12 protein-coding genes and 1 pseudogene are annotated in these 14,767 nt (G+C 49.3%); 9 read left to right on the top strand and 4 right to left on the bottom strand.

Annotated features, from left to right (window positions below):
- Positions 1-83 precede the first annotated feature (83 nt).
- From ihfB to ttcA, 5 genes are all read left to right on the top strand, one after another.
- Complete coding sequence (ihfB, locus tag ACFQ0F_RS04185) at positions 84-404, top strand: integration host factor subunit beta (protein ID WP_181899050.1); 321 nt, start codon at positions 84-86, stop codon at positions 402-404.
- The gene (locus tag ACFQ0F_RS04180; RefSeq protein ID WP_340674705.1) at positions 401-769 is read left to right on the top strand and encodes a lipopolysaccharide assembly protein LapA domain-containing protein; all 369 of its coding nucleotides are present in this window, start codon (positions 401-403) and stop codon (positions 767-769) included. Before ihfB ends, ACFQ0F_RS04180 begins: the two co-directional genes overlap by 4 nt.
- An 11-nt stretch (positions 770-780) precedes the next feature.
- Entirely contained in the window at positions 781-1,491 is a 711-nt protein-coding gene (pyrF, locus tag ACFQ0F_RS04175) for an orotidine-5'-phosphate decarboxylase (protein ID WP_340674704.1), read from the top strand.
- Positions 1,492-1,635: 144 nt separating this feature from the next.
- Positions 1,636-3,252 carry an OmpP1/FadL family transporter gene (locus tag ACFQ0F_RS04170; protein ID WP_379069425.1) on the top strand — a complete coding sequence of 539 codons (1,617 nt, stop codon included), beginning with the start codon at positions 1,636-1,638 and terminating at the stop codon, positions 3,250-3,252.
- Positions 3,253-3,370: 118 nt separating this feature from the next.
- Complete coding sequence (gene ttcA / locus ACFQ0F_RS04165) at positions 3,371-4,267, top strand: tRNA 2-thiocytidine(32) synthetase TtcA (protein WP_379069422.1); 897 nt, start codon at positions 3,371-3,373, stop codon at positions 4,265-4,267.
- A gap of 88 nt (positions 4,268-4,355) precedes the next feature.
- Here the strand turns inward: ttcA and ACFQ0F_RS04160 are convergent, their stop codons facing one another.
- Entirely contained in the window at positions 4,356-6,035 is a 1,680-nt protein-coding gene (locus ACFQ0F_RS04160) for an OmpP1/FadL family transporter (RefSeq protein WP_379069419.1), read from the bottom strand.
- A gap of 193 nt (positions 6,036-6,228) precedes the next feature.
- A complete protein-coding gene (locus ACFQ0F_RS04155; protein WP_379069416.1) occupies positions 6,229-7,830 on the bottom strand; it encodes an isocitrate lyase in 1,602 nt (533 codons plus the stop codon).
- Positions 7,831-7,965: 135 nt separating this feature from the next.
- On the opposite strand from ACFQ0F_RS04155, the gene ACFQ0F_RS04150 reads away from it, so the two are divergent.
- The 3 genes from ACFQ0F_RS04150 (at position 7,966) to ACFQ0F_RS04140 (ending at position 12,212) form a co-directional block, all read left to right on the top strand.
- Positions 7,966-8,973: a LysR family transcriptional regulator gene (locus ACFQ0F_RS04150; RefSeq protein WP_340674699.1), complete on the top strand. Its 1,008-nt coding sequence runs from the start codon at positions 7,966-7,968 to the stop codon at positions 8,971-8,973.
- Positions 8,974-9,050: 77 nt separating this feature from the next.
- Positions 9,051-11,219: a malate synthase G gene (locus ACFQ0F_RS04145; protein WP_379069413.1), complete on the top strand. Its 2,169-nt coding sequence runs from the start codon at positions 9,051-9,053 to the stop codon at positions 11,217-11,219.
- Positions 11,220-11,327: 108 nt separating this feature from the next.
- Positions 11,328-12,212, top strand: a complete 885-nt coding sequence (locus ACFQ0F_RS04140) for a Dyp-type peroxidase (protein WP_340674697.1) — start codon at positions 11,328-11,330, stop codon at positions 12,210-12,212.
- Between the two features lie 68 nt (positions 12,213-12,280).
- On the opposite strand, the gene ACFQ0F_RS04135 is transcribed toward ACFQ0F_RS04140, so the two are convergent.
- Entirely contained in the window at positions 12,281-12,442 is a 162-nt protein-coding gene (locus tag ACFQ0F_RS04135) for a rubredoxin (protein ID WP_379072097.1), read from the bottom strand.
- A 90-nt stretch (positions 12,443-12,532) separates the two neighbouring features.
- Positions 12,533-13,699, bottom strand: a pseudogene (locus tag ACFQ0F_RS04130) (alkane 1-monooxygenase); the annotation flags it as partial.
- Between the two features lie 100 nt (positions 13,700-13,799).
- Between ACFQ0F_RS04130 and ACFQ0F_RS04125 the strand changes: the two are divergent.
- Entirely contained in the window at positions 13,800-14,723 is a 924-nt protein-coding gene (locus ACFQ0F_RS04125; RefSeq protein WP_379069410.1) for an AraC family transcriptional regulator, read from the top strand.
- The last annotated feature ends 44 nt before the right edge of the window (positions 14,724-14,767 follow it).

Below are 14,767 nucleotides of genomic sequence, written 5' to 3'. Positions count from 1 at the left end.
GGAGTAGGTGACTACTCCCGTTTTTTTATGTTTAGAATCAGTGTGTTGATTTTTCAATATTTTGCACTAATGAGAGAGCCACAATGACATTGACCAGATCAGACATAATCGAGCGCCTAAGTGCTCGGCAAACGCTGCTCACAGGCAAAGATGTGGAGCTTGCCGTGAAGACCATGGTCGAGCAGCTTTCAGAAACGCTGGCGACTAATGAGCGCATTGAAATACGCGGCTTTGGCAGCTTCTGCTTGCATCATCGCGCACCTCGCATAGGTCGTAACCCAAAGACTGGTGAGTCTGTCTCTTTGCAGGCAAAAAGCTCGCCGCACTTTAAGCCCGGCAAAGCATTGCGTGACCGCGTCGATGAAAGTGCTAGTCACACGGCCATTGAGGGTAATCAATCATGAGTGCCATTAAAAAAGCTATCTTCTGGGCTTTCATGCTCATATTTCTATTTACTGGGTTTTGGATGGTCATCGTTAATAACGATTCTGTCAGCCTAAACCTGTTGTTTACCAATACCGGCCCGGTGAATGCTGGCTTTGTTATTTTCATGTCGCTAACCGTTGGCGCCATTGTTGGCTTCATCGCTGGCAGCTTTAGAGCTCGCCTAAGCATCTGGCGTAAAGCACGTGAGGCTGAGCAGGCGAGAGCGCAAGAAGCGACTCAGGCCGCTGATGCCGAAGCATTAGAGCTGGAGCGCGAAACTGCACGTCAACACGCATTGACTGCGCGTAGCCACGAGCCACCCGCGCCACCACCTGTGTATTAATCGAGCGTTTTATGTCAATTACTAGCAGTGTTAAGCGTTCACCGATTGTTGTTGCCTTAGATTTTACTTCCGCTGAGCAAGCCTTAGCATTTGCCGACGATATAGATCCATCAAAGGCGCGTTTGAAAGTTGGCAAAGAGCTATTTACCTATGCCGGGCCAAATCTCGTACGTGAGCTACATCAGCGCGGCTTTGAAGTTTTTTTAGACCTTAAGTTTCACGACATCCCCAATACAGCCGCTTCTGCGGTTGCTGCTGCTGCTGATCTCGGCGTATGGATGGTTAACCTTCACGCGAGTGGTGGTCGTCGCATGATGACTGCGGCTAGCGAGCGCTTAGCTAAAGGCAATTACAGCACTTTGCTGACCGCGGTCACCGTGCTTACCAGCATGGAAGCACCGGACTTGCTAGAAGTAGGCATTACACAAAGCCCAGAAAGCCAAGTCATTGCGTTAGCAGACCTCACGTCAAACTGTGGCCTCGATGGCGTTGTATGCTCGGCACATGAGGCCTCAATGCTACGCGCGCGCTTTGGCAAAGACTTTGTCTTAGTGACGCCCGGCATTCGTCCAGCGGACCATCCCAGCGATGATCAGCGCCGAATCATGACGCCCGCTCAGGCCATGGCTGCAGGCTCTAGCTACTTAGTGATTGGCCGGCCAATCACACAGGCGAAAATGCCCAGCGCGGCACTCGCTGCGATCTGCGCCGAGCTAATTTAAGATTTTTGTATAGCTTTTGACCAATTAGAATTCTTGTCTGACAATAGCGCCTTAATAAGCGACGAATGGTCGATATGATCTGGTGACTAGCAAGTTCTGACATTTGTCAGCACTTAACCTCAGCCTCAGATTATCGAGTGTTCAATGCATCGCCTTATTGTTCGCCAATCCGCTATTACTTTCGTTATAGCTAGCTTCTCTTTAAATGCACACGCAGCCGGTCTCGAATACCCATGGCAATCGACTAGCGCCATGGGTAGCGCGCAAGCCAATGCCGCTGAAGCTAACGATGCTTCAACGGTATTCTTCAATCCAGCCGGGATGGCGCGCCTGAAAACCACCATGGTCTCGCAAGCTGGGCAGGTGCTGTCTGTTCGCGGTCAATTTGAAAATAATGGCACGAAACGCCTTAACAATGGCTCTGGCACCGAGCTGCAAACCGGTGGCAATGGCGGCAGCTATCATCCGCAAGCTATCCCTGCAGGCCAGTTTTACGCCGTTACTCCCTATAACGACACCATCACATTAGGTCTCGGTGTTTTTGTTCCGTATGGGGCTAACGTGAATTATAAGTCGAGCTGGGTAGGTCGCATGTTTCAAGATGAAGGCACGATTGAGACGATCAATATCAATCCATCGATGTCTATTCGCTTTGACGACAAACATAGTTTGGGTTTTGGTTTGTCCGCGCAAATCATGCACATGAAATTGCGTGCCGGCGCTGATGTGGAAGAGGCCGCTTACGGCATTAGTAAAAGCACGATCCAAACGGGTGCAAGCTTGCTATGTAGCCCAAGCGGGCTTCCACTTGTCGGAGGTATTACAGCCGCAGCTTGTACAGGCGTTGCCAACTTATTGGCTGGGCCATTGGTTTCTGATGCCAAAGGCGAGGGAGCACTTACCGTTGAAGGCATTGGCTATGGCTTTGGTTGGAATGCTGGCTATATGTATCGCTTTAACGACGATCGCACACGTTTTGGTTTGACTTATCGGTCGCATATTCGTCAAACCATTAAGGCTGACTATGATTGGGACTTCAGTGATGTTTCCGGTCAAATTCCAGATATCACGGGTGTTAGTGATGGCAATATATTGGGTCTATTGGGCTCACTTACGCGACGCATAGAGCTGCGCGACTATGTTGAAAACTATGTCCGCCCAGACTCAAAAGCTGAGATAAAAATCATTACACCTGAGTCTGTTGGTGCAGCTTTATTTCATCAGGCCAGTGACCGCTTAGCATTAATGGGCTCATTGACATGGACGCGCACTAGCCGTATTCAAGAGTTGCGAGTAGTTGCTGAGGATCGCCAAGGCCCGAATGGCACAATCCAACAAGGCGATGTGGTGGTAAGCACGCGCTTTCGCGACACATTTAAAGGCGCTATTGGCGTTAATTATCGAGTCAATGACGTGCTAATGCTGCGCACGGGTGTGGGCTATGAGCAAACGCCAGTTCCGGACCCTGAAGGCCGTCACTCCGCATTGCCGGACAACAATCGCTATGTCTATTCTTTAGGTGCCAATATCTCGCCACGCAAAGGCATGGATATCGACTTAGCGTATAGCTATATCGTGATTGAGGATGCCGCTGCTAACTATACTGACGACTGTCACCCGTCTGGCTATCTGATTTCACAGGCACCAGCCAACGGCGCTACGTCGACTACGCAGTGCACAGGTAATGGCGGCACATTCCGTGGCGTGTTCAAAGATACTTATGTGCACTCGGCAGGCATACAGCTTAACCAGCGTTTTTAAACAGCAAGGGGTAGCCTCTTTTTGCGTAAATTAGGGGCCACCTATGTTTGGGTGATGTTTACATAGCCATCGGCATTCGAGAAAATGCGCGCCATTAACCGATTGCCTAGGCTCTGATATGTCGATACCAACCGCTGGTACTACGCAAGCAATAAAGCCCGATGAAACCAAGTCGCGCACTGATTTTAATAAGCTGCAAAAGCGCCTACGCCGACTCACAGGCCAGGCCATCGCTGATTACAATATGATTCAGGATGGCGACAAAATCATGGTTTGCCTGTCTGGTGGTAAAGATAGCTATACCATGCTGGAGATGCTGCTGAGTCTTCAGCTTAGTGCACCAATTAAGTTTGAAATCGTCGCAGTTAATCTTGACCAGAAGCAGCCAGATTTTCCGGAAGATGTTTTGCCGCGTTATTTAACTGAGCGTGGCGTACCATTTTTCATTTTAGAGAAAGACACTTATAGCATCGTTAAAGAGCTGACACCGGAAGGGCAGACTTACTGTGCTATTTGTAGCCGCTTGCGTCGAGGAAACTTATATAGTTTTGCGCAAGAGATTGGTGCGACTAAAGTGGCTCTTGGTCATCATCGCGATGACATTATGGCGACACTATTATTGAATATGTTTCATGCTGGCCGATTAAAAGCTATGCCGCCAAAATTACTATCAGATGATGGTAAGAATATTTTAATTCGTCCGTTAGCGTATTGCAAAGAGAAGGATATTGCTAAGTTCTCTCGTCTGAAGGAGTTTCCTATTATTCCGTGTAATCTTTGTGGTTCACAAGATAATCTTCAGCGCGCCATGATTAATGGGATGTTGAGAGATTGGGATAAAAAATATCCGGGTCGATTAGATAGCATGTTTACAGCAACTCAGAACATTGCACCATCGCAACTTGGCGACCGCGAGTTGTTTGATTTTGAGAGTCTCGAAGATAAGCGCGTAGTGATGAAAAGGCCGATGTCGAGAGAGGGTTTATTATCTGTTGTTAATGTGACCTTGTCATAGCATGGTTTCCTTAACTGATTGATTAAATAAATTTCTTAATAAAAATAGCCGGCTTTATAGCCGGCTATTTTTATTCAATGCATTTTTATTAGAACTTTTGATTCATTTGCACGCTTAACACTTGAATTGATGTGTCAAAGAAACGACCTTGGTACTTGCCGCCGTTAGCGGTACAAGATTCGCCATTAGGGTCGTACATACCATCTTCATCGTCGCGTGTGATAGTGCGGCAGCGTTCAGTGTAGTTTGACAATGAATCTTCTAAGAAGGTCACGCTGTATGCAGCATCAATGCTGAGATTGCGATTAACTTTATAGTTGGCACCAATGGCATACATGTAGCGGTCGCTATCTGGAGCACCCGGGTGACGAAACTCAGCAGAGGGTATCGGAGTTTTATCAAACTGGAAGCCAGTGCGCAGCGTCAATTGATCATTCCAATGATAGTTGCCACCGACGGAAACTTTAAACGAGTCTCTCCAGTTGGTGTCGATACCAGCATTACCTTGTTTAATAGGATTCCCATTGGAGTCAGTTTGGTCTAAAAACTCAACTCTAATTTTATCAACGGCAGAGGTTTCAATAAATGTGTAGTCAGCCATTAAATCTATTTTATCGGTTAGGCGATGGAATATATTAACCGAAGTTCTTGCTGGAATAATTAAGTCGCCTTTGGCCGTTGTATCAGGTCGAAGATTATTTATTAAATAATCTTCGAGATTTTCATCTCCCAAAACGCCATTATCTAGTAGAACGTCATAGACTGCAGAGCCTTTGATATTGGCAAGATCCCATTCAATATCACCACGCAGCTTAACTGTACTCTCAGATCTATAGGCAATACCAAAGCGAGTGCGATCATTTGGTGCAAACATATAGCCCATATTGTAGCCAAGACCATAGCCATACATTTCTACTTGTGCACTACCTGATGATCCTGGTGCTGTTAACTGCCCTCCCAAAGTAGAGAGAACTGTGTTGCAGGCAGTATCTAAAACTCCTCCTAGTAGCTGATTTACTAGAGTGTCTCTTTGGCAGGCCGTAGAGTATATGCCTGCTACTGCACCGCCTGTAGGTAGGCCTAGTAGATCGAGTGTGCCGCTATCAAAGCCACTTTTCAGAAGATAAGGTGATACACCTGGCACATCGATTGCACTTTTTTGACGAATATGGCCACCAATAACGCTGACACCAAAACCTAAACTATGCATATCATCAAAGCGAATGCCGATAGATGGATTAATGTTAATGAGCTCAATAGCAATGCTATCGATTTGATATTTACCAGCCCAGTCAGACTTATAGTTTAAATTGCCGCCACCAGGTGCAAATATACCAATACCTGCGGTGATCGTATCGTTAATTGGCAGCGAGGCAAATAAACCACCAGCGGCTAAGATTTTTGGCCAAAAAGAACCTGCTGGGCTTGGATTATCATCAGCTACAGAGTTGCCTCCGCCAGATGGTTGATCAGGACCAGCACCATGCCTAGTTTCAGCTAAATTAGCTTCAGCTTTGCCGCGCAGAAATAATAAGGAGGCACCCTGTGAAACCTGCAGTCCACCTTTTAAACGAGCGAGCCCGGCAGGGTTGTAATAGATAACTGAGGGGTCGCTAGCTTCTGCGCCGTTAGCGTTTGCAGTGCCTTGATGGGCAGCTGTAATAGTGGGCAGGTCGAGACCGCCGGCTTGAGCTCCAGCTGAAAGAGCTAATGCGAAAATTGAGAGAGACAGCGCACGCAGGGGGAGGGCAGGATGGAGCACGGGCATGAAAAACCTCTTATTTTTTATTATTTGAGTAGTTTTCCATAGACGATGCTTGTTAAGCAAGCGTTGTTTCACATTCGTCAATAATTTGACAGAAATTCTGTAGTCTCAAGTACTTAGGTTTGATTGTTAAGCGTATATAGCTCAAAAAAAAGCCCCGCACCGAAGTGCAGGGCTTTTCTCAAATCAACAACGATTACGCAGAGAACTGGTTCATCGTGTTTTTGCTGTCATCACCAGCTTTTAGAGCTTGTTCGCCAGCGAAGATCTCTTTGTGATCATCGCCAATGTCCGAACCGGCCATGGCTTGGTGCTTAACGCAAGCGACACCTTCGCGGATCTCTTTACGTTGCACGCCAGCCACATAAGCCAACATGCCTTGGTCGCCAAAGTAGCCTTTGGACAATTCATGCATGTGCAGAGCAGTGGTGTGGTAAGTAGGCAGAGTGATCAGGTGATGGAAAATGCCAGCTTCGCGAGCCGAATCGGCTTGGAAGGTACGGATTTTTTCATCAGCATCTTTTGCCAACTCAGTTGCGTCGTAATCAACACTCATCAGTTTAGCGCGGTCATAAGCTGATACGTCTTTGCCTTCGGCAACAAAGCGATCGTAGGCTTGTTGACGGAAGTTCAATGTCCAGTTGAACGATGGGCTGTTGTTGTAAACCAGCTTAGCGTTTGGCACGACTTCTTTAACGCGGTTAACCATGTGTGCAATTTCTTTCACGTTTGGTGTTGGCGTTTCGATCCAGAGCAAGTCAGCACCGTTTTGCAGTGATGTAATGCAGTCGAGCACAACACGGTCAATCTGTGTGCCTTCGCGGAACTGGTACAGGCCAGAAGCCAAGCGTGTTGGGCGGTGTAACTTGCCATCGCGTTTGATTAGGATTTCGTCATCTTGAGCTTCAGAGATGTCGATTTCTTGTGTGGCCAAGTAGCTGATGTACTGCGACGCCAAATCACCTTTCTTGTTCGAGACAGGGATTTTTTGTGTCAAGTCAGCGCCTTCGGAGTCGGTACGGGCAACAATGATGCCTTCTTCGACGCCGAGCTCTAGGAACGCGTAACGCACAGCGTTGATTTTCGCGATGAAATCTTCGTGTGGCACGGTTACTTTACCGGCTTGGTGACCGCACTGTTTAGCGTCGGACACTTGGTTTTCGATTTGGATGGCGCAAGCACCAGCTTCAATCATTTTCTTGGTCAGCAAGTAAGTTGCTTCATCGTTGCCGAAGCCGGCATCGATGTCGGCAATCACCGGCACAACGTGAGTTTCGTAGTTGTTGATTTGATCTTCGAGATCTTTAGCTTTAGCTGTATCGCCAGCTTCTTGGGCTTTTTTCAAGCTGCGGAAGAGGTCGTTCATTTCTTTAGCATCGGCTTGACGCAAGAAGGTGTACAGCTCTTCGATCAACGCTGGAACTGAAGTTTTTTCGTGCATTGATTGGTCAGGCAGTGGACCAAACTCTGAACGAAGGGCGGCAACCATCCAACCCGACAGGTACAGGTATTTTTTCTCTGTAGTGCCGAAGTATTTTTTGTTGGCGATCATTTTTTGTTGGGCAACAAAACCGTGCCAGCAACCCAGCGATTGTGTGTATTTGCTGGTGTCGGCGTCGTATTCAGCCATGTCGCGGCGCATAATGCCGGCAGTGTACTTGGCAATATCTAAACCAGTTCTGAAACGGTTTTGCATTTGCATGCGAGCCGCATCTTCTGGGCTAATAGCGCTCCATGGGGTGCCAAATTTGGCCTTCACGGCGCGAACAGCGTCAATCGCAGAGGTGTACGTAGTCATGGCGTTTTCCTGTCACGAGGGGTGGATGTCAATGCGCCCATATAATGTTTAAAGGTGCTATTAACAGTGGGCGCAGTGTAGGGGTTCATGGCATAATTTTCAAAGTTTATAGTTTTTATAGTCGGTATTCACGCCATGAATCTTGAGCGCATTGATCTCAACTTATTAGTCTATCTAGATGTCTTGCTTCGCGAGCAAAGTGTCACGCGCGCAGCAGGCCAGTTAGGCATTACGCAGCCAGCATTGTCGAATGGCCTTAAGCGCTTACGCGACCTTTTCAATGATCCTTTGCTCATTCGCAGTAGCCAAGGCATGACGCCGACAGAGCGAGCGCTTGAGCTGGCTCCGTTGATTCGCCAAGCCTTGTCGCAAATCACCGACATCTTAGAACCTCGGCAAGAGTTTAAGCCGCTGACATCGCGCCGTGTGTTTCGCATCATGTCTAGCGATTATGCTGAAGCAACGCTTGTCCCTGCTTTAGTTAAGGCGCTGCGCTCTGAGGCGCCCGATGTGGTGTTGGATTTTCTCACACCATCTGATGTTAGCGTGCAGGATATTGAGCAGGGCAAGGTCGACTTAGCGATTAACCGCTTCAATGAAATGCCACAATCGTTCCATCAAATCACCTTATGGACAGATAGCTTTTCCTGCTTGCTCAACCGTAATAACCCAGCGGCTTTGCGCTTTAATTTGAAGAACTATCTCGACTCTCAGCATATTTGGGTGTCGAAAACGGGCATGGGCATTGGCTTTGGCGTAAACCCCGATCGTGGTCACTTGGGGCAGATTGATGCCGCTTTGGAGCGCCTAGGTCAGCGTCGTCGCATCACGATTTTTACGCGCCATTACCAAATGCCAGCCTTGGTTGCGCACAAGGCCGACTTAGTGGCGACGCTGCCAACACGAATCGCTAAATTGCAGCAAGACCATCCGCAATTAGTGATTAAAGAGCCGCCATTCCACATTCCAGCCTTTGAGCTAAAGATGGCTTGGGGGCCTTTGCTGCACCATAGCCCTGCGCACCGCTGGCTGCGTCAGCTCATCACTTTTGTCGCCAGACAAATCGCCGAACAAGAAAAAAGCGCAGAGGAAGAGAGCGGCCTAGCGCGGCGCAATGCGCGGATTCGGCGTATTCGGGAATGACCAAAGCTTAAGTTTTGGTTAAACTATGCGCCCCGCACGAACATCCCCTTGATCACAGCACTTTGAGGCAAACGGATATGACTGAACAACGCGTCCAGCACGGCGAACTTGATATCGCCAAATCGCTTTTTGACTTGGTGAATAACGAGGTAGCTCCCGGCACAGGCATAAGCCCTGAGCATTTTTGGCAGCAATTCGAGCAAGTTATGGCCGATTTGATACCTAAAAATAAGGCCTTGCTGGCAAAGCGCGATGATATCCAGGCGAAAATCGATGCATGGCACCAAGCCAACCCAAAAGCTGAGTTTGCTGCGTATAAGGCATTCCTCGTTGAAATCGGCTACTTGATTGCTGAAGGTGCAGATTTCGAAGTGTCGCCAACAAATGTAGACGATGAAATCGCCCATATTGCCGGCCCGCAACTAGTTGTGCCGGTGAAAAATGCCCGTTATGCCTTGAATGCTGCCAATGCGCGTTGGGGCTCTTTATATGACGCGCTGTATGGTACTGACGCTATTTCAGAAGAAGATGGTGCAGTGCGCGCAGGTGGCTACAATCCCGTACGCGGTAATAAAGTCATCGCATTTGCCCGTAAGTTCTTAGATCAGGCAGCACCTTTAGCATCGGGCTCGCACGCAGATAGCACTGCCTATGCCATCGTTAATGGCCAGTTGCAAATCACTCTGGCCACTGGCCAAACAGTAGCGCTAGCTCAGCCAGAAAAATTCGTTGGTTATACTGGTGATGCTGCTGACCCTACAAGTGTCTTGTTGAAAAACAATAACCTGCATGCGGAAATTCAATTCGATCGCAACAGTGCCATTGGCAAAACCGATGCTGCTGGCGTTAAAGATGTGAACTTAGAGTCGGCCATCACCGCTATTCAAGACTGCGAAGATTCAGTTGCAGCCGTTGATGCCGAAGACAAAGTTGAGGTTTACAGCAACTGGTTAGGCCTGATGAAAGGTGACTTGGCTGAGTCATTCCAAAAGGGTGGCAAAACTCTAACGCGTACGCTCAATAGCGACCGCAGCTTCACCACACCATCTGGTGGCGAACTCACGCTGCACGGCCGCGCTCTGCTGCTAGTGCGTAACGTTGGCCATCTGATGACCAACCCAGCCGTTCGCTACAAAGGCGAAGAAGTGCCAGAAGGCATCATGGATGCCATGGTGACTACCTTGGCCGCCATGCACGATCTGCAAAAGAAAAATCGCGTTAGCAACTCGCGTACTGGCTCGATGTATATCGTGAAACCAAAAATGCACGGCCCTGAAGAAGTGGCTTTCGCCAGCGAAATCTTTGCTCGCGTAGAAGATGCTTTGGGCTTGGCACGCAACACCATGAAAATGGGCATCATGGATGAGGAGCGCCGCACTACAGTGAACTTGAAAGAGTGCATCCGTGCCGCTAAAGAGCGTGTGATCTTCATCAACACCGGCTTCTTAGACCGTACCGGCGATGAAATGCACACTTCTATGGAAGCTGGCGCCATGGTGCGTAAAGCTGACATGAAAAAACTGCCATGGATCAGCGCTTACGAAAACTGGAACGTTGATGTTGGCCTGAAATGCGGTCTGCAAGGCAAAGCGCAAATCGGTAAGGGCATGTGGGCAATGCCAGACTTGATGAAAGACATGCTGGAGCAAAAAATTGCGCACCCAAAAGCTGGCGCTAACACTGCTTGGGTGCCATCGCCAACAGGCGCTACGCTGCACGCCACGCATTACCACCAGGTATTAGTGCAAGACGTGCAAGAGCAGCTGAAGTCACGCGCACACGCCAAGCTTGATGACATTTTGACCTATCCAGTGACTCACACACCGAACTGGTCGGTTGAAGAAATCAAAAACGAACTGGATAACAACTGCCAAGGCATCTTGGGTTATGTGGTGCGTTGGATTGACCTTGGTGTGGGTTGCTCGAAAGTGCCAGATATCAACAACGTGGGATTGATGGAAGATCGCGCCACGCTGCGCATCTCCAGTCAGCACGTGGCTAACTGGCTTCGTCACGGCGTTTGCACTAAAGCTCAGGTAACTGAAGCAATGGAGCGCATGGCCGCCGTGGTCGACCAGCAAAATGCTGGTGATCCACTGTACACAGCAATGGCACCAGACTTCGCCAACAGCGTCGCTTTCCAAGCTGCTGCTGAGCTGGTGTTTGAGGGTTGTGCGCAGCCCAATGGCTACACTGAGCCAGTGCTACATCGTCGCCGCTTAGAGTTAAAAGCTGCCAATGCTTAAGTTTTAAGTTGCTCAAAAAGCCGCCATTTGTTCTGCAGATGGCGGCTTTTTTATGGCCATTTCTACCGTATGATTTATGGTAGAGCGGAGCTTATTTAAGGATGTGTTATGAACCAGATGCAAGCAGGCATTTTAGCGCCAGTCCCTGAAAACGCGCGATTCATTAGTTTTCAATTAGCCGATAGCATCTCGCTGGAAACCACACTAAGAGCAGTACAGGCGCATGCTGATGGCGAGCGCGCAGTTGTCGGTATTGGCTTGACGGTAGTTGAGGCCTTAGGCCAGCACATACCAGGCTTAACGGCAGGCCCTCGTATAGATGGCAGTTTGGTCGATATTCCTTGCCAGCCCATCGCGCTCTGGCTGTGGCTGCGCGGGCCATCGCGTGGTGAGCTCTTGCATCAAGAACGGCATTGGGTCGATATGCTCACGCCATGCTTTACGCGCATGCAAAGCATAGAGTCATTCTGCTACGACAATGGTCGCGACTTAACCGGCTATGAAGATGGCACTGAAAATCCAGAGGGCGAGGAGGCGATTGCTGTTGCTAGCGTTACTGCACCTGCTGCAGATGCATTAGTTGGCAGTAGCTATTTAGCCGTGCAGCAATGGCTACACGACTTTAAAACCTTCGATGCCATGACAGATGCCGAGCAGGACAATACGTTTGGCCGCCACCGCATTAGTAATGAAGAGTTTGATGAGGCGCCAGAAAGCGCGCATGTAAAGCGCACGGAACAAGAAGCTCCCACGCCCGAGGCACACGTTTTGCGCCGCTCTATGCCCTGGTCTGCTGGTAACCGCGCAGGATTGGTGTTCACGGCTTTTGGCCATTCGTTAGAGGCGTTTGAAGTTTTACTTACACGAATGAGCGGTGCTCATGACGGCATTATTGATGGCTTATTTGCTTTCACTAAACCAGTTAATGGGGCCTATGTTTGGTGCCCTGGGATGCGCAATGGCCAGTTGGACCTGCGAGCTTTAGGGCTCTGAGACTGACTTAACGAATATTTCATCCATAAAAAAGCCGCTATGACAGCGGCTTTTTTATTAGCACCAGTTTATGCCACCGGCACAAAGTCTGCCTTTTCACGTACCGCACAATCTGGGCAAGCCCAATTATCTGGAATGCTCGCCCATGCTGTGCCAGCTGGAAAGCCTTCTTTCGGACAGCCTTCGTGCTCATCATAGGTGTAGCCACAATCGCTACAGCGGTAGCACATCGCATTCGCAACAGGCGTTACCGGCGCTAAGGTTGCGCTCTCTGCTGCGCCATCGGCAATGTGTTGCTCCTGAACGCGATTAAGCTCCGAGCGTAAAATCTGCTCACGCTTGCCCGGCTGAATATTGGCGCGGGTCAAATCACCTTTGTAATGCTTGGCCACCAATGGGTCCATTTGGCGGAACCAGAGGAAAGGAATGTAAGCAGGGATCAGCATTGAGGCATAGCCCGAAGGAAGCTGTGGGCTTTCCTCAAAGTGACGTAAGGCCTGAAAGCTGCGCGTTGGGTGCGCATGATGATCGCTGTGGCGCTGCAGCTGGTACAAAAACAAGTTGGTGACAATGTGGTTGCTATTCCATGAGTGCTCGGGCTTGCAACGCTCAAAGCGACCATCAGCTCCTTTTTGACGCAGTAGGCCGTAATGCTCGATGTAGTTAATCACTTCCAACAATGCGGCACCGTAGAAGGCTTGCAGCAGCAAGAAGGGCAGTGCATACCAGCCTAAAACAGCGGTAACGGCAGCAAAGAAGACAACGGTTAAGGCCCAGGCCTGCAGGTTATCGTTGCTCAAACTCCACACCGATTTATCCTGGCGATTCAGGCGTTCGCCTTCAATTTTCCATGCTGAGCGCACGCTACCAATCATTGTGCGTGGTAAAAATGCCCAAAATGTCTCGCCCATGCGTGAGCTGGCAGGATCATCTGGAGTCGCAACATTTTTGTGATGACCACGCACGTGCTCAGCGTAAAAATGGCCATAGGCAACAGGCGCTAACGTCAATTTAGCCATCCAGCGGCCAAACTCATCGCGTTTGTGTGAAAGCTCATGAGCAGTATTAATGGCGATACCATTAATCGCACCAACGGATAGCACAACACCAATATAACCAAACACCGACAGATCGCCAGTGACAGCAATGACTGCGCCCCAAACCGTGACAATAAATTGCGATGGAATATAGGCATACACAATGAAACGATAATAGCTGTCGGACTCTAGCTGGTTCACCATGGACTCTGGTGGATTATTCGTATCAGTACCAATTAAACGATCTAGCGCAGGAATGACGCCGTAAACCAGCAAAGGGCCGCCCCATAAAAAGGCTTGGATGCCAGTGAGCTCATAGGCCAGTAAAATCAATAAGCCCAATACGGGCAGCATAGGGCTGAGTAGCCAAAGATAGCGTTTGCCATCAGTCCATGCGGTATCAGCAGTAGTCGTGGTCATGAGTGTTCTCCTAGCGCTAGGCGCTGCTATCAGGCTCTGCCGGCCTTGTGAACATATCATTGTGCAATGTAACGGTTTATGGCAGGCTTAATTCACCGGATATCTATCTCAAAACGCCGACTAAGACGCTATGGAAGACTTTTTAAGTGTGGTTTTCGATGATTTGCACCTTAAGGGCGCTGGGTATGTCTTCGTTCATGGCCACGCTAATTGGTCGGCTCAGGTTGCATTGCCAGGGCGAGCTGTCTTTCATGCGGTGCTATTTGGTGAAGTGCATTTACATACTCACCAGCAAACCTATCAGCTGCGCGCCGGAGACCTATTCGTTTTGCCAAGTGGTTTAGCTCATACCTTGTCAGATGCCTCACTGTCGCCTCAAGCGCCTGAAAACATTAGCTATGCCCTCAGTGAACGTCGCCATCAACCTTATGCTTTGGGTGAGGGCAATATTTCGGCGATTGTGCTTATTGCCGGCAGTCATTACGACACTGATCTTGGTCAGCCGCTAATGTCGGCGCTGCCTTCAGCATTTCTAGTGGCCGGCCAAGGCCAGGAGCCGCCGGAATGGCTGCGCATCGGCATCTTGTTTCTTCAGCAAGAAATTAGCGAGTCGCGCCCAGGCCAGCAAAGCATCTTGAATCGTCTAGGCGATATTTGGTTTATGCAGTGCTTGCGAGTGTATATCGACAAAATTTCGACAGATGACAGTAGCTGGTTGCGCGCGTTGAAAGATCCTGCCTTGGCTACCGTGTTGAGCGCCGTGCATCGCAAGCCTGAGCAAGAATGGACCGTGCCGAAAATGGCCGAGTTAGCACATTTATCGCGCTCAGCTTTTGCCGATCGTTTTCAGCGCACCATGGGCAAGCCGCCACAACGCTATCTCAATGAACACCGCATGCGTTTGGCGGCTTGGCAGCTTCGCCATAGCGATCAGCCTGTTTGCCGGATAGCCGACATGATTGGCTACGCATCAGAGACTGCGTTTGGCCAAGCCTTTAAACGCGCACATGGCATGGCGCCTGGCCGCTATCGTCAGCATATTCGCGAGCAATGAGTAGGGAAATAGCCCATCGGCCTCGCCTTAAGCTGTAAATCTGG

This window comes from Paraperlucidibaca wandonensis (genome assembly GCF_042677145.1).
GTDB lineage: Bacteria > Pseudomonadota > Gammaproteobacteria > Pseudomonadales > Moraxellaceae > Perlucidibaca > Perlucidibaca wandonensis.
The sequence above is the reverse complement of the archived record's forward strand: the minus strand, read 5'-3'. Positions and strand labels throughout refer to the sequence as shown.

Coding starts and splice junctions, on each gene's coding strand:
- ihfB (WP_181899050.1), top strand. CDS start 84: ATGACATTGACCAGATCAGACATAATCGAGCGCCTAAGTGCTCGGCAA.
- ACFQ0F_RS04180 (WP_340674705.1), top strand. CDS start 401: ATGAGTGCCATTAAAAAAGCTATCTTCTGGGCTTTCATGCTCATATTT.
- pyrF (WP_340674704.1), top strand. CDS start 781: ATGTCAATTACTAGCAGTGTTAAGCGTTCACCGATTGTTGTTGCCTTA.
- ACFQ0F_RS04170 (WP_379069425.1), top strand. CDS start 1,636: ATGCATCGCCTTATTGTTCGCCAATCCGCTATTACTTTCGTTATAGCT.
- ttcA (WP_379069422.1), top strand. CDS start 3,371: ATGTCGATACCAACCGCTGGTACTACGCAAGCAATAAAGCCCGATGAA.
- ACFQ0F_RS04160 (WP_379069419.1), bottom strand. CDS start 6,035: ATGCCCGTGCTCCATCCTGCCCTCCCCCTGCGTGCGCTGTCTCTCTCA.
- ACFQ0F_RS04155 (WP_379069416.1), bottom strand. CDS start 7,830: ATGACTACGTACACCTCTGCGATTGACGCTGTTCGCGCCGTGAAGGCC.
- ACFQ0F_RS04150 (WP_340674699.1), top strand. CDS start 7,966: ATGAATCTTGAGCGCATTGATCTCAACTTATTAGTCTATCTAGATGTC.
- ACFQ0F_RS04145 (WP_379069413.1), top strand. CDS start 9,051: ATGACTGAACAACGCGTCCAGCACGGCGAACTTGATATCGCCAAATCG.
- ACFQ0F_RS04140 (WP_340674697.1), top strand. CDS start 11,328: ATGAACCAGATGCAAGCAGGCATTTTAGCGCCAGTCCCTGAAAACGCG.
- ACFQ0F_RS04135 (WP_379072097.1), bottom strand. CDS start 12,442: ATGTGCTACCGCTGTAGCGATTGTGGCTACACCTATGATGAGCACGAA.
- ACFQ0F_RS04125 (WP_379069410.1), top strand. CDS start 13,800: ATGGAAGACTTTTTAAGTGTGGTTTTCGATGATTTGCACCTTAAGGGC.